General features: G+C 38.8%; 23 protein-coding genes, 3 pseudogenes and 1 riboswitch. Of the genes and pseudogenes, 24 read left to right on the top strand and 2 right to left on the bottom strand.

Annotated elements, in window-relative coordinates; all coding sequences use genetic code 11:
• Positions 1-164: 164 nt before the first annotated feature.
• From ASG93_RS35960 to ASG93_RS22045, 4 genes and pseudogenes are all read left to right on the top strand, one after another.
• Positions 165-752, top strand: a pseudogene (locus tag ASG93_RS35960) (histidine phosphatase family protein); the annotation flags it as partial.
• Positions 750-1,217: an NUDIX domain-containing protein gene (locus tag ASG93_RS22055; protein ID WP_056835412.1), complete on the top strand. Its 468-nt coding sequence runs from the start codon at positions 750-752 to the stop codon at positions 1,215-1,217. The pseudogene ASG93_RS35960 and the gene ASG93_RS22055, both read left to right, overlap by 3 nt.
• Before the next feature lie 445 nt (positions 1,218-1,662).
• Positions 1,663-3,546: an ABC transporter ATP-binding protein gene (locus ASG93_RS22050; protein ID WP_056835341.1), complete on the top strand. Its 1,884-nt coding sequence runs from the start codon at positions 1,663-1,665 to the stop codon at positions 3,544-3,546.
• Complete coding sequence (locus ASG93_RS22045) at positions 3,540-5,381, top strand: ABC transporter ATP-binding protein (protein WP_056835338.1); 1,842 nt, start codon at positions 3,540-3,542, stop codon at positions 5,379-5,381. The genes ASG93_RS22050 and ASG93_RS22045 overlap by 7 nt, the downstream gene beginning before the upstream one ends.
• 157 nt (positions 5,382-5,538) lie before the next feature.
• Here the strand turns inward: ASG93_RS22045 and ASG93_RS36505 are convergent, their stop codons facing one another.
• Positions 5,539-5,880: a transposase gene (locus tag ASG93_RS36505; RefSeq protein ID WP_056835336.1), complete on the bottom strand. Its 342-nt coding sequence runs from the start codon at positions 5,878-5,880 to the stop codon at positions 5,539-5,541.
• 395 nt (positions 5,881-6,275) lie between these two features.
• Between ASG93_RS36505 and ASG93_RS22035 the strand changes: the two genes are divergently transcribed.
• From ASG93_RS22035 to ASG93_RS22015, 5 genes and pseudogenes are all read left to right on the top strand, one after another.
• A complete protein-coding gene (locus tag ASG93_RS22035; RefSeq protein WP_056835335.1) occupies positions 6,276-6,473 on the top strand; it encodes a hypothetical protein in 198 nt (65 codons plus the stop codon).
• Positions 6,474-6,872: 399 nt separating this feature from the next.
• Positions 6,873-7,067, top strand: a pseudogene (locus ASG93_RS22030) (hypothetical protein); the annotation flags it as partial.
• Positions 7,068-7,958: 891 nt separating this feature from the next.
• On the top strand, positions 7,959-8,588 hold the full coding sequence (locus ASG93_RS22025; protein WP_156411001.1) for a hypothetical protein: 630 nt from the start codon (positions 7,959-7,961) through the stop codon (positions 8,586-8,588).
• A 210-nt stretch (positions 8,589-8,798) separates the two neighbouring features.
• Positions 8,799-9,028 (top strand): annotated as a pseudogene (locus ASG93_RS35310) (nitrilase-related carbon-nitrogen hydrolase); the annotation flags it as partial.
• A 26-nt stretch (positions 9,029-9,054) separates the two neighbouring features.
• A complete protein-coding gene (locus ASG93_RS22015) occupies positions 9,055-9,645 on the top strand; it encodes a nitrilase-related carbon-nitrogen hydrolase (RefSeq protein ID WP_056835321.1) in 591 nt (196 codons plus the stop codon).
• Between the two features lie 177 nt (positions 9,646-9,822).
• Here ASG93_RS22015 and ASG93_RS22010 read toward each other — a convergent pair whose 3' ends face one another.
• The gene (locus ASG93_RS22010; protein WP_056835319.1) at positions 9,823-10,626 is read right to left on the bottom strand and encodes a Cof-type HAD-IIB family hydrolase; all 804 of its coding nucleotides are present in this window, start codon (positions 10,624-10,626) and stop codon (positions 9,823-9,825) included.
• A gap of 205 nt (positions 10,627-10,831) precedes the next feature.
• Here ASG93_RS22010 and ASG93_RS22005 point away from each other — a divergent pair, with 205 nt between their 5' ends.
• The 15 genes from ASG93_RS22005 to ASG93_RS21925 all read left to right on the top strand — a co-directional run bounded on the left by ASG93_RS22005 (position 10,832) and on the right by ASG93_RS21925 (position 23,149).
• Positions 10,832-11,290 (top strand): hypothetical protein, encoded by a 459-nt coding sequence (locus tag ASG93_RS22005; RefSeq protein WP_056835317.1) that lies wholly within the window; start codon positions 10,832-10,834, stop codon positions 11,288-11,290.
• A 161-nt stretch (positions 11,291-11,451) separates the two neighbouring features.
• Positions 11,452-11,919, top strand: coding sequence for a hypothetical protein (locus ASG93_RS22000; protein WP_082615023.1), 468 nt, complete (start codon positions 11,452-11,454; stop codon positions 11,917-11,919).
• 138 nt (positions 11,920-12,057) lie between these two features.
• Positions 12,058-12,137, top strand: a riboswitch (ZMP/ZTP riboswitch).
• Positions 12,138-12,186: 49 nt separating this feature from the next.
• Entirely contained in the window at positions 12,187-13,320 is a 1,134-nt protein-coding gene (locus ASG93_RS33680; protein WP_063891943.1) for a GNAT family N-acetyltransferase, read from the top strand.
• Positions 13,321-13,848: 528 nt separating this feature from the next.
• Positions 13,849-14,100: a hypothetical protein gene (locus ASG93_RS21985; protein ID WP_056835313.1), complete on the top strand. Its 252-nt coding sequence runs from the start codon at positions 13,849-13,851 to the stop codon at positions 14,098-14,100.
• Positions 14,101-14,282: 182 nt separating this feature from the next.
• Complete coding sequence (locus tag ASG93_RS21980) at positions 14,283-14,600, top strand: cupin domain-containing protein (RefSeq protein WP_056835408.1); 318 nt, start codon at positions 14,283-14,285, stop codon at positions 14,598-14,600.
• Between the two features lie 167 nt (positions 14,601-14,767).
• Complete coding sequence (locus tag ASG93_RS21975; protein WP_235550939.1) at positions 14,768-15,847, top strand: CHAP domain-containing protein; 1,080 nt, start codon at positions 14,768-14,770, stop codon at positions 15,845-15,847.
• A 168-nt stretch (positions 15,848-16,015) separates the two neighbouring features.
• Positions 16,016-16,237, top strand: a complete 222-nt coding sequence (locus ASG93_RS21970; protein ID WP_056835310.1) for a hypothetical protein — start codon at positions 16,016-16,018, stop codon at positions 16,235-16,237.
• 92 nt (positions 16,238-16,329) lie between these two features.
• The gene (locus ASG93_RS21965) at positions 16,330-16,674 is read left to right on the top strand and encodes a hypothetical protein (RefSeq protein ID WP_056835308.1); all 345 of its coding nucleotides are present in this window, start codon (positions 16,330-16,332) and stop codon (positions 16,672-16,674) included.
• Between the two features lie 179 nt (positions 16,675-16,853).
• Positions 16,854-17,516, top strand: a complete 663-nt coding sequence (locus tag ASG93_RS21960; protein ID WP_156411000.1) for a hypothetical protein — start codon at positions 16,854-16,856, stop codon at positions 17,514-17,516.
• Positions 17,500-18,156 carry a hypothetical protein gene (locus tag ASG93_RS21955; protein ID WP_056835303.1) on the top strand — a complete coding sequence of 219 codons (657 nt, stop codon included), beginning with the start codon at positions 17,500-17,502 and terminating at the stop codon, positions 18,154-18,156. Before ASG93_RS21960 ends, ASG93_RS21955 begins: the two co-directional genes overlap by 17 nt.
• A gap of 14 nt (positions 18,157-18,170) precedes the next feature.
• Positions 18,171-19,262: a toxic anion resistance protein gene (locus tag ASG93_RS21950; RefSeq protein ID WP_056835301.1), complete on the top strand. Its 1,092-nt coding sequence runs from the start codon at positions 18,171-18,173 to the stop codon at positions 19,260-19,262.
• Positions 19,263-19,584: 322 nt separating this feature from the next.
• Positions 19,585-19,890 carry a hypothetical protein gene (locus ASG93_RS21945; RefSeq protein WP_056835300.1) on the top strand — a complete coding sequence of 102 codons (306 nt, stop codon included), beginning with the start codon at positions 19,585-19,587 and terminating at the stop codon, positions 19,888-19,890.
• A gap of 821 nt (positions 19,891-20,711) precedes the next feature.
• On the top strand, positions 20,712-21,320 hold the full coding sequence (locus ASG93_RS21935) for a hypothetical protein (RefSeq protein ID WP_056835295.1): 609 nt from the start codon (positions 20,712-20,714) through the stop codon (positions 21,318-21,320).
• Between the two features lie 112 nt (positions 21,321-21,432).
• Positions 21,433-22,344 (top strand): aminoglycoside phosphotransferase family protein, encoded by a 912-nt coding sequence (locus ASG93_RS21930; protein ID WP_056835294.1) that lies wholly within the window; start codon positions 21,433-21,435, stop codon positions 22,342-22,344.
• Positions 22,345-22,576: 232 nt separating this feature from the next.
• Positions 22,577-23,149: a GNAT family N-acetyltransferase gene (locus ASG93_RS21925; RefSeq protein ID WP_056835292.1), complete on the top strand. Its 573-nt coding sequence runs from the start codon at positions 22,577-22,579 to the stop codon at positions 23,147-23,149.
• The last annotated feature ends 42 nt before the right edge of the window (positions 23,150-23,191 follow it).

Here is a 23,191-nt window from a genome sequence, read left to right as displayed (position 1 = left end):
TCACCTGGAAGCAGATCGTCACGGCAGCTGCTCCTGTTTTCATTAAGTAACGGACAGGAGAGTTAAATAAAAGGAAATTACATAAAGGGATTGCCTTCCAGTTTCACGAATGCTTTTTAGTAATATTTGAGTTTTTATGAAACCTGTGAGAGAGAGGCTTGTTGATGAAGACTGTGATGTTTTTAACTAGGCACGGTGAAACTGAATGGAATGTAGAAGGAAAAATGCAAGGTCTCAAGGATTCTCCTTTAACCAAATTAGGCAAACGTCAAGCGAAATAGTTAAAATCATCTCTAAAGGATATTAGATTTGATGCTATTTACTCAAGCCCTAGTCCAAGAACATTCCAAACTGCAGAAATAATTCGAGAAGAACGGGAAAATGAAATTATTATTTGTGATAGCTTGAAGGAGATCAGCCTAGGCTCGTGGGAAGGACATAAAAAATTAGATATTGAAAATCTTTATCCAGACGAATATAACGCCTTTTGGAATACTGCTCATTTATATAAACCTTCAAATGATGGAGAATCCTTTTCTCAGTTACAAAATAGAATCATTCCAACAGTATTAGAAATTATAAATAGACACAAGGGTGGTAATGTTCTAATCGTTACTCATGCAATTGCACTTAAAGTAATCATGGCTTACTTTAGAGGAGATTCATTTGAAAAATTATGGAACCCTCCAATAATTCAGCCTACATCATTAAATAAGGTTGTTATTAGGGATACCGAATATAACATTGAATTGTACGGGGATACTTCTCATTACAAGACAGTCCGTAAAGCGGTTGGGGCTATAGTATTCCAGGGGAATGAATTCTTGATTGTTCATAAATTATTGAATACTCATAAGGATTCTAGGGTTTGGGATTTCCCAAAAGGCGGGGTCGAAGATGAGGATTTAAGCCCAAAAGATGCGATTATGCGTGAATTATTTGAAGAAACTGGGACAGATAAATACGTTATTAAACAAGAACTACCTGGAAAAATAAATTTTTATTTTGACAACGAGATAAAGAAAAAAATAGGTTATGAGTACCAAGAAACTACTATGTTTCTAGTTGAGTTTGTTGGTAATCAAAATGACCTAAAGCCATGTGGAGAAGAAATAGATGAGATATTGCTAATAAATTCGAAAAACCTTCTAGACAAATTATCTCATAAAGAAACCACTGAATATATCCAGAATCATTGTCTTTTTTTATTAAACTAACGGAAACGATAGTAAGACGAGCAGACTGCCATAGCGGTCTGCTTTTTCTTAAAAGAAACGGACAGCATACTGAGCACAAATATCCATGTCAAAAATGATATATTTCCATTTATAACCATGGCGGCAGGCTTTAGAATTAAAGCATTGACGATCGAGTAAGAGATGAGTGACTGGAAAAAGAACATATTTAAGAGCAAACGAAGAGACGATTGAAATTACGAACATTTGAGCTCAATATCAATAACATGAGGGTGCCGAGACAATCGAAATAGCTACCGCATTGTAAAGGCAGAATAGTTCAACCACATTCAGATGGGGGGGGGCTGATAAGTAGAATAGAGACTATTTAGTTAATTATCATATTCATACTCATACTTGGCTAGAAAAATAGATAAATAAGATATTATTATCTTAATAAAGGGCTTTATTAGTGGAGGTACTCTAAATGAAAAAATCAGAACCGATCGCGAACATCTATGATAATACGATATTAAACAATCTTTATATTCTGAAAATTCTTATCAAAATATCCCCAATGAGGGTAATCGGCACCTTTATTGACGCCTCTGTCAGGTACTTTGGGTGGGTTTTTTATATGATCATTTTCACCCGTTATATTTTAAGATCCCTTGACGAGCAAATAGATTTTAAACAAATAACTTTGTTTATCGCCTTCTCCATGGTTATTTTCCTTTTATTCGAGCTTTTTACGGCATGGTTCAATCAAAAATATAAACCCATAAGCGATCAAGAAATCTATTATAAGATGAATAGGATCTTGTTTGACAAGGCCAGCTCGGTTGATATTAGTTGCTTTGAAAACCCCGATTTTTACAATAATTATACGACAGCGATGTCGGAAGCCAAGGAACGCGCTATTTTAGTTCTGGAAAGCATGGCCAATCTTATTGTTTCTACTTTGTCATCCATATATGTCATATACACCATGTTTACGTTAGACAAATTCATAGGGCTGCTCGCCGTTGTACCCGTCATTGGAAGTTTTGTTTTTGGAAAAGTATTAAACCAATTGAAATATCAAAACGACATGGACGATGTTCCATTCAATCGCCAATCAGGATATGTCAATAGAGTCGTTTTCCTGCAAAAGTATGCGAAGGAAATCAGGCTTTCTAAAGTCTATCATATTCTTGTTGCTATTTACGAAGCATCCTACAAAGGCATTTTGAAAAATGTAGATAAATACAAGAAAAAATCATTCACATTGGGGTTTATCCAAAGTATTATATGCTATCCTGCTATTTTCGAGGGAGTTTGGATTTATGCCATCTATAGAGCACTTGTGCTTAAAAATCTCAGTGTAGCCGATTGTGTCGTACTGGCAAATGCAATGGTTGCGGCATCTAATATGCTCCTGGCTGTAATGGGTAATGTTTTGAAAATTTCAGAAAATGGCTTGTATATTAAAAATTTCAGAGTGTTTTTAAACTATAGAGAAAAAATCTCGGAAAATCAGGATGGTTGCCTTGTAGAGGGTAATGTCCATACTCTCGAGTTTAAAAATGTATCCTTCATTTACGATGGTCAAACAAAACCAATATTGCAAAATATAAATATAAAAATTAATTCCAATGAAAAGATAGCCTTGGTTGGTCATAATGGAGCAGGCAAAACAACTTTAGTCAAATTGATGATGCGTTTGTATGACGTTACAGAAGGCGAAATACTGTTAAATGGCATTAACATCAAAGACTATAACTTAAAAGAATACAGAAAGCTTTTTGGGACGGTATTTCAAGATCATCAGATTTTGTCTATGTCTGCATTAGAAAATGTATTCATGTCAGAAATATCGAATGAAGATCAAAGAAATACTGGCATTGATGCTATGAAAAAAAGCGGCATTTATGAAAAGCTTATGTCTCTCAAAAATGGTTTAGACACCGTACTTACAAGAGAATTTGATGAAGAGGGAGCCGTTCTTTCGGGTGGCGAGCTTCAGAAGATTGCCATTGCACGGATTTTTGCCAATTCAAACAGCATCATTGTTCTTGACGAACCTTCCAGCGCTCTTGATCCAATAGCCGAATTCAATATGTACGAAACGTTTACCAAAACATTCGGAGATCAAGAACAGTCCAAGATGGTTGTACTGATCTCCCACAGGCTTTCCTCGGCTGTGTTAGCTGATAAGGTTTATGTGCTTGAAAACGGTAAAGTGGTGGAACAAGGCAGTCATGAAGAGCTTATAAAAACAAATGGAAAATACGGTGATATGTTCAGAAAACAAGCCAAAAACTACATTGATGAAAAAATTCACCTGAAAATGAATAAATTCTATGACATTGAAGGGGAAGCCGTATGTTAAAAAAACAGATGAAAGATATAAAAAAAGTAGTCGATAATAATAGATTCCTGCTGCAGCACGCTTTCAGAACAGTTCCCATGTATGTAGTTTTCGTTTGTACATTACCGGCATCTCATGTCATTCTCCAATTTTTTGAATTTCGATATATGCCTAAAGTTATGATCGATTCTATTCAATTTTCCCGGCCTTTATCTTATGCTGTAGGCTACTTAGCTGCAGTATTTATTGCGGCTTCGCTTTATCTCTTTGTTGCTGGTCTTTTCGGAAGCTATTTAAAGAAGAAAGCGCAAGCAAAGCTTAATAAACATTTGCAGCTCACCATCTATCAAAAAGCCTCTAGCATGGATCTTGAATGTTACGACAATCCTGATTTTTATACGGATTTTGTTTGGGCAATGAATGAAGTCACAAAAAGAACGGATGCAGTTCTTGAAACCATTGCTCTATTCGGAGCAAGCGTTGCTCTTATTCTGTCATCAGGTATTTTCATGCTATTCTTTGATGTATTTGGCATAATCTTTGTCGCGACTTCGTTCATCCTAACTTACTTTGCCAATATTCTCATCAATAAACTCCGTTTTGAACTTGATGTAGCAATGAACCCAATCCAGCGGAAAAGAGATTATATAAGCAGAGTATTTTATTTAAATGATTTTTCAAAAGAAATTCGTTTAAACGATATTAAGAACAAATTATATAAGGACTTTAAAGCGAGCAATGACGAATTAGTCGATACGGTAAAAAAACGGACGAACAAAATCACCTTTTTTTCCTTTATGGCAAATTATGTCTTTAATACGTTTATTATTAACGGGCTGTATGTTGTATATGTCATGTTTAAAATTCTGGTTTTAAAAGCATTCAGCTATGGAACTGCTTTCGCGCTGATTCAAACCTCATGGGGACTCAAACAAGGGTTAAATCAATTCTCTCAAGTTTTCCCGCAATTTTTGCAACATAGTTTATATATAGAAAAATTAAAAAAGTTCATTGATTACAAATCCAAAGTAGTAAACCATGAAAATGCAATAAGCATGCCGGAAAACCTTTCCACAATTGAATTCAAGAATGTCGGATTTTCCTATAATAATGGAGAGAAGCCTATACTGAAAAACATTAATTTAACCATCAGGCCCTATGAAAAGATTGCATTTGTTGGACATAATGGAGCAGGGAAAACTACTCTGACCAAACTATTCATGCGGCTTTACGATGTCACTGAAGGCGAGATCCTTTATAACGGCGTTAATATCAAAGAGTATGACATTGAACAATACCGCAATCATTTTGGTTCGGTTTTTCAAGATTATCAACTGTTTGCCGCCAGTATTGCTGAAAATGTGATGATGGATCAAATCCCTTGCAATGATAACGATATTGTGGAAGCCTTGAATGGAAGTGGATTCAGTGAAAAACTTGCAACTTTACCTAAAGGTATCCATACGAGGCTTACTCACGAATTTGATGACGATGGAATAGACTTGTCCGGTGGAGAAGCTCAAAAAGTAGCTATTGCTCGCGTACTGTTCAAGAACAGTAACATCATCATTCTGGACGAGCCATCAAGTGCTCTTGACCCTATCAGTGAATACCATTTGAATGAAACCATCACAAAGGCAGCTTATCACAAAACGGTTATATTTATTTCCCATCGTCTATCCACAACACGCATTGCCGATAGAATTTATATGTTAGACAACAGCGAGATTATTGAAGAAGGCAGTCATGATGAACTGATGAAACTTAACGGTAAGTATGCTTTTATGTTTAACTTGCAAGCTGAGAAATACCGAATTGAAGATTCAATAAAAGAAGATGATTTACAAATTGTATGAAAAGGGGTTAGACGGTGGATTTCAAGCCATGAGTGAAGGGCCACCGGCATCGGGAGGAATACGTGGAGCAGACGTATTCCTGAAACGATAGAAGAATTAAATAATCCTGTTCCGAGGTCGATTGGAATATCCGAACATGATGATGTTTACTTTATCACTAAGCCCTTAATTTCTTATTTAACCGATCGATTTCCCCGATCTCTGCCAAAATTGTTGCAGCAATTTTAGTGCCAATACCGGGTATCGATTGAATTAAATCATGTAACTCTTCTGCCAGGGCATCTACCGATTTAACAAGGGTTGCTAAATGCTCCTGGTATTGAAGAAGCAATTTGATGAGCAACTGCAAGGAGATCAAGTGACTTGGAAAAGCCATCTCCTTAAAGGGATTTCGCCTTGCCGCAGCTGCTAAGATTTGTACGCGTTCCAAACACCACGAAGTGGATTTGTCGCGTCCCGTAAGACGCCCGATTGCAGTTGTAATCTCCAGCTCAGACATTTCTAGGACCTCTTTAGACGTTGGGTCCAGAAACTGAACAACGGGGCTATGATAATGGCCTGTTGTTTCCATAACAATGGATGGGCGCATCCCTGCAGCTGATTCAACTCCTCTAACGTAATTAAGAAAAGACGCTAACCCTTCAAGATCATGCTTAAACCTAAAGATCTTCCCATGAGGTACTCCACGCTATTGATTGATGACGCCCCTCATTATGCCAAAGAATTCTCTCTACGAAATGACGTGCTAAATATTAGAGATGGCATTACGCTAACGGAAACTATAGCTCAATAACAACAGGCTGCCGGCTTATTCGGCAGCCTGTTGAACTAAAGGGCAGTTTAACGCAACTAAATGATTCGATTTTCTTTTATAAGTATGAGGTGAATTAAGTTATGAAAAGGATTTCTTTATTATTGCTTATATCTCTAAGCATATTTGTAATTTATCAAATTCAAAAACCCATCCTAACTGAAAATAATGCTATTATCAAAGCAAAAGAATATGTAAAAGTAATCAACGAAAAAATGAATGGTGATTATGATACGGAGAAACAGGCTGCATATTGTTTACTGGAGAATGATTCATTCTGAAACAAAATTATAGGGAATAGGCAATGGTCTGTTATGATTGATGGTCTTGCTGTTAATATAAAGGCTACTTCAGGAGAATTTGTGGAGATGGTATTTCCTTTGGATGGAGTCATTAACGAACTCCCAAAGTAATGGTCTCACCATTGAACTAACGGAAACTAGTTCAATAACGAAAGGGCTGCCGAATGGCAGTCCTTCGCTACGCTAAATGGCAGTTTTGTATGGAAAATGAAGGTAACCATCAATGATCAACGAATTAAATAACAGTGGCATCTACTGGGGGGGGACATTACATGTTAGATAAATCGATTCCATATTTTAATGTTATTATGAAAAGAGCAGCAGGAACCCCATTATCTCATTATGGGTTACCAATTGGCTTTTCATTTGGCATGTACNGATAAATCGATTCCATATTTTAATGTTATTATGAAAAGAGCAGCAGGAACCCCATTATCTCATTATGGGTTACCAATTGGCTTTTCATTTGGCATGTACAAATCTGGTATGGAAGTGGATTGGGCAGTAATCGAAGCATCAGTAGGTGAATTTGATAATGCTGAAGAAAGCCTTAACTACTTTAAAAATGAATAACCACACACTGAAGAACTAAAGCAACGGCTGTTAGAAAGAGAAAAATAAATCGTATGAAATCGTTTACTCCGATGAATATTGCAATGAATGTTTTTGATAACCCAAGCGAGGAAAATAAGCAACTCAAACTAATGATTGATCGTTATGTATCAAAGTTGCGATTTTGATTTTTTAAACCCCGTCGATTATTAATTGACGGGGTTTTAACTTTTTCGGCAAACGATATAAATATGTTCTTGTCAAAAGCCAATGACAAGAACATATATCGTTTGCCGAATGATGACAAGAACTTGTATTGTTATGCGCAACTGAAAACCTTTCTCAACAACAGGTTAAATTAGATGAATTTATCCATGTTCACTATGCTTCCAGCAAAGGCGGGTGTTTTTGATAACCCAAGCGAGGAAAATAAGCAACTCAAACTAATGATTGATCGTTATGTATCAAAGTTGCGATTTTGATTTTTTAAACCCCGTCGATTATTAATTGACGGGGTTTTAACTTTTTCGGCAAACGATATATGTTCTTGTCCTTTAACGATATATGTTCTTGTCATCCGACAAGTGTCGGGTGACAAGAACATTATCTCATTAAAGGTCGCGTAAATCGCGGCCTTTTTGTTTTATGGGATAAAGTTCTTGTCAAAACCAAATGACAAGAACTTTATCCCATTCCCGATTTTGATAAGAACTTTATCTCATTCCCGACAGACGGCTTGAAGCGGATTGGTGGATAAACGAAAACTTCGAAATCTGGCTGTACTGATTAAACTTGACGGGCAGATTAGTTTAATAACATGCTTGAAAATCCCTTTTTATGGTATCATAAATTATGTATTTCTTTAGGTAATTGCGCATCGTAAACAGATAATCGATATTTGAAGGTGGATCTATGATGCAAGAATTTATTAATAAGTTCAAACAAGCTGTTTTCGAGGATGATATTTACATTCGACCATCTCATATTTCTGAGAAAAATGAAAATCTTATAATTACTTTTGATGTCTTTTTATATGGAACGGAGAAGTTAATTCAAAGTTGGAAAGTGACCTGTAAAAATTTTGAGAATTATAAGCTGGTGAATGAATTTATTGGAGATATAGATATATTCCAGGATCACGTCCTGCTATGGGAATACACTGAGTTACATACGGCACTGTTTTATAATGGAAAAGCAAATAATAAATATGAATTGATTGGTGAATTACTTAGTAAACATCTTGAAATAACAAAGGGATGGATCGACTACAATTATTATTTAAATAAATCTTTAGAATGGAAGTCATTAGACTGGCTGTTTAGTGGGGATAGTGGGTTAGTAGCTTCAGGACCATCCATCTTATTAAATGAATATAAAAATATTTTAGAGAAGTTTGGGCTAAAGACATCGATCATTCCAAATAAGAGACAACAAACGAAATATGAAGTCATAACATTCAACAGTTCCTATGTAATTGCTGAAGAATTTATTTTTGAATTAATATTTGAAAGCAATATTTCCGAAAGTGCAGAGAGCATTTAGAGGAAGAGGATTCAGGCGCTTTGTATAGATAACGAGGAACGAGGGTGAAGGAGTTTGCTCCGCTGGAGTTCCTCTTATTGTTCATTCAAGTAACGGGCAGGATAGTTTGATCACTTGGCGAATACCTTGGTATGGGAAAGTTGGATATTTATAACGATTATTATTTTCGAGCACATCCATCAACATTACGAAAAACGGAGGTAGTTTCGAATGAAAATAGCGGTTGCTCAAATGATGCCCCAAAAGGGTAACATCTTGAATAATATCGAAAAACACAAAGCACTTATCTCTCTTGCAGCATCTGGCCAAGCAAGTGCAATCTTTTTCCCGGAGCTATCTGTGACGGGCTATGAACCCGAACTTGCAATGGATTTAGCAACAGACCAATATGATCACAGATTTGATGATTTTCAGCACATTAGCGATAAAGATCTTATTACNACACCATTGCGCAAAAACGAGGGCAATGGATTTAGCAACAGACCAATATGATCACAGATTTGATGATTTTCAGCACATTAGCGATAAAGATCTTATTACGATCGGGWTCGGCGTACCGACGAAATCCATTTCAGGAATTCTAATCAGCATGGTAATYTTTCAACCGAACCAACCCAGACAAACGTATTCGAAGCAAAAATTACATGCCGATGAATTCCCATACTTCGTTGGTGGMYGTGAACAAATAGTTTTGACTCTAGATGGTACAAAGGTTGCTCCTGCTATTTGCTATGAGTCTCTGCAGATCGAACATGCAGAACAAGCAAATAAGCTGGGGGCAGACGTTTATCTTGCAAGCGTAGCTAAGTCTCAAAATGGAGTTGGCAAAGCAATGAGCCATTACCCYCATATTGCAAAAACATATTCAATGACGGTTTTGATGACRAATTGTATTGGGCTTTGTGACAATTTTGATAGTGTTGGGCAAACAGCAGTATGGAATAATCAAGGACATTTAGTTGATCAGCTTAATGACTCAAACGAAGGAATTATCATATATGATTTAACAACGAAATCACTCATAAAGAAACAATATTTAGATGTGTCTGACTGCTAACCGAGCAGGTTGCATGGATGCTTAAGTTTAGATTGTTACTACCTCATAAGTTCATTACGCTAACGGAAACGATTGCTGAATAACAAAAGGTCAGTATGCTTTTGCAGACTGGCCTTTTGTTATTGTTTTCATCAGGGGGATCGCTATTATAAGGTCGAATTATAGCCCTTTGCTCCGCTAAATATGAAATAACGCTTCAAGTACAACCGCTACACCGTCATCGTCATTTGTCTCCGTTATTCTGGCGGCGTTAATCTTCAGTTCATTAATAGCGTTCCCCATTGCCACCGGATACCCGCATAGATCAAACAGCTCTAGGTCATTGTAATCATCCCCGAAAACCATCACCTGATCCGGATGAAGTCCTCTTCGTCTCAAAACTTGTCCTAATGCACCCGCTTTGGATACGGAAGAATTCATAATCTGAACTAGCCTGCTTCCATCTGTTAGAATTAGCTTAACCCGGTGCGAGAAGCTGCTTTTCAGCTCTGCGTAAATATTTTGCACATTAGGAAACAGCAGCTTTGAAGGACATAGCTGTCTAATTTCTTCTCTGGACAGTACCGTAGGGACCGGAGCGTCTGAAGGCATGCCGAGAATATCAAAATGCTCCGAAGCCAAGGAACGATCACTGAACATGGCGTCCTGCGCTTCAAAGCAAACTAGAAGCTCACCACTTAGGGCGGTAATGGCGTCATAAAGATCAGAGACAGTTTCATGGTCAATCAGCACATGGTCCTCCGTTTGGTATGAAGAGTCCACGGTATGGGCCCCGTTGTAGTAAATCATGCAGCCTAATTGCTGAAGTGCTTCCGGCAGCAGCATTCGCACCGACCGCGAAGGCCTTGCAGTAGCAATAATGATTTGAATCCCGTTTTTGTGACAGTCCAATACAGCTTGAAGGTTTCGCTGGGAAACCTCACGACGGGTATTCAACAACGTTCCGTCTAAATCCAAAACAACAGCAAGTATATTGTTCATGACGCCTCCCATTGAAAATTTTATCTATAGTATCACAGGATAGCTTCTACTGTAAATCATTAGTAGAATAGACTTTGCGCTATTGTGCTAACGGGAACCATTGAAGTAACGGGCAGGTTAGTTCCAATATGTGGTATTATTTGTCTAATGAACTACTTTAAAGGTTTATTGCTGAATGCACTCATTAACTTTCGAGGTGACCGTTATGGCAATATGGGATTATCAGTTTATTCTGTTTCCATTGGGGAACGTTCCTTCTCTCTCGGATAATGTTATCGAATTTGTAGGATTTAACAAATTTAGTTTTTATCAAGCCGTAGATGTTCTCAACAAGTCAGCCAATATAAAGAATGACCCTTCTTTGAAATCGTGGAAGTCCTTTGACGATGAATGTTATTTTCTATATTTTGATGGTAAGCACAAGGTTGAAGTTGAGCTTAATGCTGGGAGTGCTACAGAAGAAGCAGAAGAGATATCGATTAGGACTAACATTTATCAAGATGAGGGTAGTGTAATCGTAGCTTTACAAATATGCCAGCTTTTATGTGCCTCTTTGAACTTAGGATGCTGGAATATGAAACTTCGAGAGATAATTGATTTACAAGATGTTTCTAATGGTACTGCTACAATAAATCACTACAGCCAGCTACGAAATAAGAGTTAGTTTCCCAAAAAGGCTGAAATAAACGGTGAACGTTAGTTCAACAAACTATAAAGTGAGGCTGCCGCGAAATTGATTGGCAGCCTCATTAAACAAAGAGCAGGATTGCAGAGTAAACGTTATATAATATTGCATAGTATTTTGCAAAATTGAGGTGTCTGGTTGTGATATTTTTTAATAAAATAGAAGTTATTCCGAAGAAGAGCGAATACTGCGATATTGAGCATCACACAATCGTTATAGATGGTATTCCATTGGATTTATTGCTTCATAGTTATCACCCTTTAAGTCATCTTAAGGGTTTGATCCCAACAATTATTGACTGGATTGACAACCCACATGAGAAAGAATTCATTAAAGGTAGGTTCAAATCAACTAGTAAAGAATTCGTCTTGCCAGTATTGATGTGCCCAGACGACTGTGATTTATGGTGTACAAAAATTGTTGCAAATGTAGTAAAGTTTGATGGGTTTATCACATGGAAGCAAATTGGCATCGATAAAATTGCAAGAGAAGAGCTGCTTCTGGGATACGAAGGTATCGGAATAAATGTTGAATGGTTTGAAAATATCCCTATTATGACATTCGAGGAAACACAATATAACTCCCAACTTAGCAAGATCTACGATTAAACTAACGCAGAAACGATAGCACAATAATAAAACAGGCCGGCATACTCGGCAGCTTGTTTTATTATTTGGCAGATTAAGGTAGGAATAGAGGATTTCATCTAGACGGCTCATATTTTCCTATGTATAATAAAGGGAATTTCTGGTATGCGTAACTGGCGAAACGTAGAGGACTACGGGGGAGCGCATATTGCATACAGCCGATCGCCTGGGCAGAGCGTTTGATCCGATGGGTCAGAGGCTCTTTTTATTTCTAAGGAGATGATGTCGATGGAGAGGGCAAGGCAGGTTGCAGTTGTGCTGTACGATAAGGTGGATACGCTGGATTTTACCGGTCCTTATGATGTGTTTGGGGTGGCTGGATACTTGGGCCGGGATTTTCGGGTCTATACGGTAGCCGAAAAAGAAACTCCGGTGACGACCGTTAGCGGCATCACGATCACTCCCCAATATAGCTTTGACACTTGTCCAACGGCGGACATTCTCATCGTCCCCGGAGGTTTGGGGTCTCGTACAGAAGTAGCCAATGCGCGACTGATCGCCTGGATTCGCGAGGCGACGGGCAACGCAGTGATCGTGCTTTCGGTATGTACCGGTGCCCTGCTGCTGGCGAAAGCCGGTTTGCTGGAGGGGCTTCGGGTGACCACGAACAGGACGGCATACGACCTTTTACGGGGCATGGTTTCGCCTGGTACGACTGTTGTGGAGGATGTTCGGTATGTCGATAACGGAAGGATCGTCATGTCCGGCGGTGTCACTACAGGGCTGGACGCGGCGTTGCATGTCGTGGCAAGGTTGTGCGGCGAATCGCGAGCGATGGAGACGGCTTCGCGGCTGGAGTACCGCTGGCATACGAAGCTGGACATTCGAAGAGCCGTGCATGAGGATGCGGAAGCGGTGCGCGGGCTTTTGATAGGTGCGGCACAGTGGATTCAGCGGACGCAGGGCTTTGTCCAGTGGCGGGAGGAGAGGTTTACACACGCGTATGCGGCCGATGTGATAGAACGGTATGAGGTTTTCGTGGCGCATATGGAGGGTGTGCCCGTCGGCTGCCTTTCCGTGCAGTGGGGGTATGAAGAGATTTGGGGAGATCAGTTCCACGAAAATGCTGGCTATGTACATCGGCTGACCGTCTCCCGGGATTGTCAAGGCATGGGGATCGGCACGCGGCTGATCAATTGGGCCGAGGGTTATGTCAAAGACCAGGGCAAATCCTTGCTGCGTCTGGATTGTATGGCGGATAACACGGCGCTCAATCGGTATTATGTCCGTCAGGGATTTTCGTTTTGCGGGCGCTATGACGGTCAGGGTTGGAGTGCGCACTTGTACGAACGGTACATCGCCGGAAGGCCAGATGCAAAACAAAGTGAGCATGGTAATGTAAGGGTATTTTTACTTGATTAGAAACTAAATTTTCAAAGTAATTAGGATGCGTTCACTTAACCGGGTGAACGCTTTTTTTAGCAGGTGATCATGTTAAATGAACGAATCTTTTTTAGGCGGTGTTTGTAGTGTGTTGGCCGCACAGCGATTAAACTAAACGGGCAGTATACTTAGGTAGTGGCATTTCTCAAAACTGATTGTGCTATTATATAACTATGCGATACATCGGTTTATTTAATGGGTAGAAGGAATAGTTCTTCTAGAAAGTAATGATATCTTCGAAATGGTAAGTACCAGAAGAGGTGAGACTAAGTGATATTTATTGAAACTCTAAATCTGTTGAAATATGAACTAATTATCATTATTAGCGCATTAATTTTGATTTTTTTGTTAAAAAGGAAATTAAATTTAAATTTTAAAGCAAGTTTATTTGTGCTACTCCCTCTTTTACTAGTTGTTTTTGCAATTAGTAATAAATATTTTTACTTAAAAGCAAACAATGTTTTTCCTTAGACAGCATCTATTTATGAAAGAGATGCCAAGAAATATATGAAGGAAAAGTATGGGGATTCAAACTATAATTTAGTTTCAGTAAAGCAAAAATGGATGATCTTAAAAGGTAAATACGTTCTGGTAAATATGATCTCTAATAGAGAAAATAAGGATATTAGCATTGTTTATTACCCAGGCGGAACCGCTGACTTTTTGAGTGACAACAGTTTGAATTACAATATAAGTAAACTGCCATTTGATATTTGGGGACAAGGAGTTGTAATGCCTCCAACCGTCGAGAATCACTAGGTTCTGGATCATTGTGAACAACTTCAAAAAAACTAGTACGGATCTTTACGCTAACGGAAACGAGAACTCCATAATCATCAAGAATAAGCTGCAGGTTCATCCGACAGTTTGCTGCGTTTAGTAAGACTGCGAAATGATTTAATTGTCCATATGGAAAGGTGAGTATTATGAAACAAGGACAAATGAAAAAGATCAATTTATTCGAGGCTACAAAAAACATAAGCGATTATACGAACTTTGTGGTCAGCGAAGTTAACGATCATGTTTTAAGAGCCGCTGTAATCGATGGAGAATTCCATTGGCACAAACACGATGACTGTGATGAGCTCTTTATTGTAATTGAAGGAGAATTATTTATAGATTTTGAAGACCAAACTATAGTTTTGAACCAAGGAGATGTTTTTACCATTCCCCAAAACGTCATTCATAGAACACGCTCTAACGGAAGAACTGTCAATCTTTGTTTTGAGAAAGCAGATAATAATTTTAAAGGAAGCTAAGGAACATAAGCAATAATCAATAGCAATTAAGCTATGCGGTCCGTTATTAAGCTCTAACGGGTAACTATATAGCTTAACAAAGGATAGGTTAGACTAACATCCTATAAAGGAAAAATGCAACGAATCATCGATGTATAATCGTTCATAGAAGTTAAGGAGGCTATCGTTTGATCGGTGAGCGGAAGAAAAATAAGCGATTTGAAAGTATTAAAATACTTGTTGATGAATTGTTATTTTCTATTGAAAGTATGGTTAACAGGCATGAAGCAACGGTTTACTTGTACGGGGTATCTACATTTGCTTCAATGCTCGCCATGAAGCGAGGACAAAGTCCAGAACTTGCTGCGATTGCTGGACTGCTTCATGATTATTATGTTTTTAAAACTGGAATCGCTGAGTTTCCCGGTCCTAATAGTGCTGAGGCAGTGAGAGTTATTATACGGGATATTGGTATGTTTACCGAAGAAGAACAGATCACTATTCTCCGGTCTATATTCTACCAGGATGATAGTAGTCGAAGCCATGACACCTATGAAGAGATCGTTAAGGATGCAATTATACTTCAGTTATATTTTCAAAGTACAGTCCGCAAGTTACCTCGAATGGATGTAAACCGGCTAAGAAATGTGCTAGGTGAACTGGAAATTCAGGACGAATTTATAGAAGAGCTATTCCACAAAGAGAAGGAAACTAAACCCCAGCTCAACGAGGACAAACGCCTTAAGTTGGCTGATATCGCAGAAATGCTTGCGGGGCAAGACATAATCGGCGAACCAGGAGATGAACACTATCGGGAAATATGCAGATATTGGCCGGATACGAGTATATATAAAGTGCTAAAGAATAGTTGGTGTGCTGCGTTCGTGTACCACAGTTGCAGACAAGCCGGATTTCTTTTGCCGATACGGTATCCGAATGGGAGCCATAGGCTAGCCGGCGTAGGTGCATGGCTGGAATGGGCTCAGTTACCCGATACTGGGTTCTTCTATCATGACGAGCAGGATGGGTTTACGCCTCAACGCGGTGACATCGTCATTTATGATAAGCTTCTATCTGATCACCCACATGATCATATTGGGATTGTTCTTGCTGTCAACGAGATAGAAATTTTGGTAGCAGAGGGCAACAGGGATAATAAAAATTACTCTAGTATTTTTCACAGGGATAGAAGGCTTTGTATTCTAGGCTATATCCGTATCGACAATAATTATCAATATTATTTCAGTGGGGACTATAATCCGCTCTAACATCGAGGTGCTTTATTGAACTAACGGAAACGATAGTTGAATAAACATTAATTGACGAAGCTGCCGGCTCGATCTGCAGCTTCATTACGTTATCGGGCAGATAATAGGAACTTTCCAATTAACGGAAACGTATTAGAAATATCACAAACAACAAAGGAGGCGGTAACATTGTCTAATCAAAAATTGGGACTAAGAATTGCATGGATTATTCCGAATGTTTTAATGTACATGTTTTTCTTAGTTCTCTCTATATTTGTGTTTTATAATGCAGATGGGCTAGATGATATTAATCGACTGAGCATATGGCTTATTACTCTTATTTTGTTGTTGTTTATTTCACTGTTCGGTTCTTTTCGAATTTGGTCTTGGATAAAGCAAGGTAAGCTATAAATAACCCTTTAAGAGGGCGACCTTTTTTTCAACTACCTGTAACTATACTTAATAAACAACTAAGACGCGGGATGAAGAAGGAGGGACATTACTTGCCTAAGAAAAAAATAGTCATTTGGTTTGGTTTGATCATTTTTTCGATTTTCTTAACAATACTTGCACTGGCAAAGGAGTACCCCTTCACTATACCAAAGGCAATACTTTACATAGAGACTGGTAATGCACGTTTAGTACCCCTAACATCAGATGCCAGTAAATTAATTGGGAGACGAGGGCCATCCGAACAACAACTTACTGCTTATCTGGCTCAACGGGGCTGGAGGCATAAGGAAACACTCGGTGACCATATCATCTACGAAAAGGACAATGTTACATTAAACGTCTATTCTCGTTTCCGAAGAGGTTACTGGTGGTACATTCTTGACAAAGCCCCATAAGCTGAAAGGAATGCTAATCGAATAGTTATCGGGTAGTTTAATGCGATACATGGCGACTCTCTTTTTCAGAGAATCGTTTTTTAAGTTATGAATTGACACCAAACGTCGGCGGATATATTATTTTAGTAATGGAAGGTAATGATAAGTAATTAAAAGTAATGTAAATCGGGGGTGTTATATTGTTATACGCACCTGTTTCAAATAATGGGTTAGTAACCTTGCCGAAAATAGCTAGAGACTATTTAGAGCTAATTTCAGGAGAAGATGCGATGAAATTAACACCCGTTACTGGCAATTGCATCTTAATTGCTAAATATAAGCAAGATGAAGAAGCAGGACTGGCTAAGCCTATAAGATTAACGAAGAAAGGCCAATTTACTATCTCAGGAAAGCACAGAAATTGGTTGCAATTAGATGAGGGTACTGAAGTATATTTCTCTATCCAGAATGATAAACTCGTGATGTCTAAAGCAGCTAAGTTTAAAGTTTGTTTAGTTTGCCAGATGACAGGAAGCATTCATGGAATTGAATGCTGCATTTGTGAGGGATCGGGTAATATTAGAACTCACTCACCAGATATATTAACTGAGATTTTTGTTGCGTTCAAAAATGGTCGAAAGTATGGAATGGTTTATTCCCTAATCAACCAAGAACAACTTCCAGATGGTAGTAGTGAACTAAGAGGCTTACCTAAGCTTACTGTCCGCTCCTCAACAAAGCCTTACAAATATGTGCTAGCCATCCAAGAGCATTATGAAAAGTGTATAAAAGAAGAATTCTTTAAATTGAATTTTCAAGTAGATGAGTGGGAAGGGGGAATGTATCGTGCAATCGAAATTTAAAGTCGCTGCAGGCATATCAATTGTAGGGTATGTAGTAAGTCTCCTAACTGCTCGGCTTCTGCCTGACACAATTAACTTATTAGTGCCAACTTCTTTTTCGATAGGAAGTATTATCGTACTTAGTCGTCATTTTATCGGGTTAAATAGGCAAAGTATTCCAGGACCAACTAGCGATTCCACACAAAAAATACCTACACGTAGTTCCAAAGCTGATAGGGAAATAGAACTGAAAGGTGAAAGTGATCCATTCTGGGATCCAATTTCTGAGTATATACATGTTATCGAAGAGACAGTTATCTCTGAGGGGCAGAAGAACACATTAGATGATGAAATCGTAGAAAAGACGCTTAGCTTACTTTCAAGAGTAGGCCGGCTAGTTCCTCAGCTGAAAGAACTTAACGATGCAAACATGAATCATAACATACAGCGTTTGATCTTCAAGGACCTTAATGGCGCTATTAATCCATTTTTAAAGTTGGGAGGGGAAGCAAAACGATTAAATCGCCGACTTCTTCTTACCGGGATCAAGGATATCAACTCTAAACTCTCCACTTATGTAGAGACTATAGAACAAAAAGATTTAATCGAATTGCAGACACGAATGGAACTCATCCAACAACGCTATCGTTCAGCAGACTAAAGGAGGAACTTACAATGACAACCCAATTGGTGCAATTGAAGTCTACAGATTTGCTGAAAGTAGAGCAGGAAGCGAAACAACTGCTCCAAAAAGTATCTACTACCGATACTATGGAATTAGAAACCTTAATGGATTCCATCGGACGAATGGGTTCAAAAACCATGGAACAGGCTGGACAATCTTTAGCTATGCTAGAGCGTCCAGTTAATGAATTGATGTCGGGTAAACGTTCAGAGGTCCAAAACAACATTTTGAGACTACGTGGCGAAATCGATTCATTGAGTAAGAGCAAACAGCTTGGTTTTTTCGAAAAGATGATGAAAAAGACTCCACTAAAGAATTATATATACAAGTATCAATCTGTGAAGACAAACGTTAATGAAATTGTTCAATCACTTCGAAATGGCAAGGAAACACTCGAAGAAAATATGGCATATATGAAAACACTGAAGAAAAATTCCATAGAGTCTGTCTACAATCTTCAAATGCGGATAGCAATGGGTGACAACTTAAAGCAACTCTTTGAACTTGAGATTACTAAACAAGAAAACGAAAGCCGTAAAACCCATCTTGAGAGAGGGCTTCGCAAAGTCGTGACGCGTATACAGTCATTTCAAGAAATGGTCATCCTATATCAGCAGGCGATTGCTGGTACTGACATCATCAATGACAACAACGATAAGCTAATCGATGCTGTTGATGCAACAATCGATAAAACACAGAATCTTCTTACCGTATCTGCTATGATCTCTATGGCCATCGAGGATCAATTACAGACAATTGAAGCCGTAAATTCAGCGAACTCGACCCTTAATAAAATGTTTGAGGACAACTCGCGTTTGTTGAAAGAAACAACTCAGAAGACTAACGATTTGCTTGGAAAGCCAGGGTTACAAATGGACTCGATTGAACGAGGTATGACCGATCTCTTTGCTGCATTGGATATGTTTGAACTGTCCAATCGGACAATCATACAATCAGCTACGGAGCACACCAAACGTCTTGGGAACATTAGCCAGCAGATGACACAGCGTCTTGGCTTAATGACTGGAAATAAAACTAATGCAGAAATTAAAGCATCAGAGTTAAATGGGCTTCTTGAATAAGTGTAGAAACATGAAGAATTGAAGCATGTACGGATTCTTCTTTGAAATATTGCAAAAGGAAACAGCCTGCCGTAGAGGTCAGGCTGTTTTCACAATTTAGAGTGAAGGTGAAGCGTATCACAAGTGATGGTAAGTTTTTGTGGGACTGTGTAATGTTGTTTTAAGATATTCATTGCCTATATCCCACGCAATTTCAATGATATTCTTACCCTATATCAGATGCGCAGCTGATGAATCTATCTAAAAATCGTGAAACAATTTCGTGAATCAATACGTCCAATCAAAGGAGCAGTTCTGTAACGAATCAAAGGGGGAAATTAAATTGATATCGAAGTATATATTGCTATTATGCGTTATGCTAATTTCGTTGACTGGATGTTCTGGTGCAGAAAAAAAAGCAAGCATTACTGAATTAGGTAAAATCCAGCAGCAAGTAACGGAACAAATAGACGAATTTAAAAGCCAAGGAATTATAATTTATACGGTTGGAGTGGATGAAGAAAAACGTAAGGTTATAGTAGGAGTCGAAAGCATAACGGAGGAGAAAAGAACGAAGTTGCTTAAACAATATGGTCAGAATAAAATTGATTTTGTTAAAGGAGAACGAGTGAATCCAGCACGAAACTAAAGATTTAGAATTGGATGGAAAATAAGGGTTCGTAAGACCATCACCAAGACACCTTGATTGCGATTCATTATTAAGCTAACGGATACGATAGTTAAACACTAAAGGGCTGCCTCGTGGCAGCCCTTCGCCCCGTTAACGGGCAGATTAATTGAGTTCTTCTCTTGGACGTGCTATTGGAACAAGTCTACCTTTATTAAATAATATTTTTAGCTGATCCGAACTAGAGGTAGAATCTAACTTAACTATAACAGAGCAACCTACAACCTACCATCCACTCACACCCTTGATTTTCGAGATTACTAAATACATATGTATGATCAGGGTCATAATGCTTTGAATAATTCATTGCTTGTTTCTTGTAGTCCCAGTAGTCCCAAAAAGATAAATTATGTTTTTTGTAAAATACATAAGAACTAGATAAGATAACAATTATTAATAATGTAATCATTGTAATTGTAACGTGTGTTGATTTTTGCATCTCGTATTTTAAATTTACTATTACCAAGATAATAAAAATGAGCCCCAAAATAAAATTAATCATAGCAGATCACCTAATTCATGGAATTTTTCCAATCCAAATTTAAGATTACCATAGAAATTCCATAATAGGGTATTTGATTAACAATAAGTGTTGATGGTATTAAGCTAAAGGGCAGATTTGTTACAGAAAAAGGAAAAAGTTACGGCTATATTGAATATATAATCCATTGATAATGAATTCAAAAAGGATTTTCTTTTCAAAAGCAATGCGCGATGTAAACTATTGACCTTAAGCTATTCAATGGGAATCGAAATGAAATTAAAAGTGATGAGGTGAATTTTTGAAATATAAAAAGAGCGTGATCATTCTTTTGGCGGTGCTGTTGTTTATGGCAGTCAAGGCCTACCAATTATTCGAACTGGATGGGGCTCGTTTCTCCGCTATTCAAGCAGCACGTGTACATTTTGCGGTTAAAGGGAAGAACCCACAGCTCTTTGCAAAAGTGGATTATCCGTGGGGTGGAGTGTTTTTGTTTCATACCGATAACGGAAATCGTACCGTAATGGCCTATAAAGAGAAACCTAGTAGTTGGTTCTATTACGCACGTTGGGCAACGACCTTTAACCAAGTGCAAGATCAAGACGGGATTAAAACAATAGGTTGGATCAATGGAAATACAAATATCCCCGGCGTCCAGGCTTGTGTATTTGCGGTTGAGGTGTCAGATCCGAATATTGATTCTATCGAAATAGGTGTAGGCACAGATCGGATCAACAAGAAGATAATAATAGGTCAACCGCTTGTCTTTTCATGGTCAAAAGCTTTTATTGGGGCCGTTCTAAATCCTGTTGCTCTTTCCAAGGACGGAAGAGTGCTTTATGAATATCGATATAAAGTGGCGAATGTAACAAATAGTGATGATTTACGGTGGTATTCGACCAAAGATTAATATTTAAGGCTACCTATTCTTCGTTATTTGCTAAACTTAAGGAGAACTGGAAGTTATTAAAGTAACAGTTCCTCTTGTAAATAACTACATAGCTGAAAGGAGCCATTCCGGTATGATTGTGATCCCCGATACATTTATTAAAAGAATGCACGAACTCCACGGTGAACAAGGTGTCGCCTGGTCGGAGGCACTCCCTAGGCTAATCACCGACTGTGCAAGCCGCTTCGACTTTAGCCCTCAAGCTCCATTTTCAAATTTATCATATAACTTTGTGCTCCGCGCAACGCGCAGCGACGGGAGGCAAGTTGTCCTTAAATCATCTTTCATGAAAGAGGAGCTGTCCAGAGAAGTTAGCGTTCTTCGCGCTTATGAGGGCCGAGGGGCGGTACATGTGCTTGATGCAGACGAGGAATGGGGAGTAGCATTGCTAGAGGAGGCCGAGCCTGGCATACCTTTGTCGACAATTGAGAATGATGCACTTGCGACAGACATTTTTTGCGAAGTATTTCGCCGACTTCACCTTTCGCCACCAACTGATAGCCTGTACCCGTCAATGAAGCGGCATTTCGTGGCAATTGAGCGATACAGAGAGCGATTCAAAGACATGAAAGATGACATGCCACTGCCTCCGAGCTGGGTGGAGAATGCCGAAGAATGTCTGGAATATCTCATCGCGACCACGAATGAGAATCTCTTACTGCATGGCGATCTGCATCATGATAACATCCTTCGGCAAGGCGAAGAGAAATGGGCTGTCATTGACCCCAAAGGTATTATCGGCGACATCCATTTTGATACGATCCAGTATCTGCTTAACTACGAGGATCGGGGGGGTGACTGCGAGCAGGTGCTACGGGACCGGATAGCGAATATGACCGATCGCCTAGGTCTTGACCCTCGTCGAATCGCGATGTGGGGTGTGGCGCGAGGCGTGTTGGAGGCGTGCTGGACGATTGAAGACGGAGGAACGGATTGGCACAGAGGCATCCAAATCACAGAACGCTTTGCCAAATTTCTGGATTGAGGTCTATCAAAAAAGGTAATTGCGTTGACTTTAGACATTATGTTTCGTCTCCGCCAGATATCGTTACGCTAACGGACACTATAGTTGTATAAAACATCAATGGACGAAGCTGCCGGCACGATCGGCAGCTTCATTACGTTAACGGGTAGATACTTATAACGAAAAAAAACTACCTACGTGTTTGATTTGAGGGTTAAAATTGTCTGAACACATAAAATTATTGGAGGCACATATGCGAGATATTAATTACAGCAATTATTTCTGGCAGGATGAAGCAATAAGATTGCGTTCAATACAACCAGAAGATTGGGAGAATCACTATATCAACCGTTTTGATACTCCTGCACGGCGCCTTTTAGAGTGTGCGGTTGAACTGCCTCCTACAGTTACAGAGGCAAAATCATTTGCAGAATCATTTTCTGACTTCTCATCGAATCGTCTTATGTTTACTATTGAAAACTTGAACGGTGAAAATGTCGGCGGGATCAACCTAAACAACATCGACGAAAGAAACGGAACGTTTAGCATCGGTATTCAAATTGACAGAGACCACCGAGGCAAGGGTTACGGCACAAGAGAAGTAAACATACTTTTAAAGTACGCTTTCTTTGAACGTAGACTAAATAAGTTCAATGATTGCGTACTTGAAGGAAACGAAGCCTCCACTGCAATGATGAGAAAGGTCGGATGCATTCAAGAGGGGGTTCGTCGCCAGGTATTCTATACTAATGGACGATATTTTGATTCCATTTTGTTTGGGCTAACCAAGGATGAATATGTTGAGCATCTCTCAAAGATCAACTAACTGGGAACTATAGCTCAATAACGCATGATAGAGAAGAACTAT

It is taken from the genome of Paenibacillus sp. Soil787, assembly GCF_001429545.1.
Lineage (GTDB): Bacteria > Bacillota > Bacilli > Paenibacillales > NBRC-103111 > Paenibacillus_E.
The sequence above is the reverse complement of the archived record's forward strand: the minus strand, read 5'-3'. Positions and strand labels throughout refer to the sequence as shown.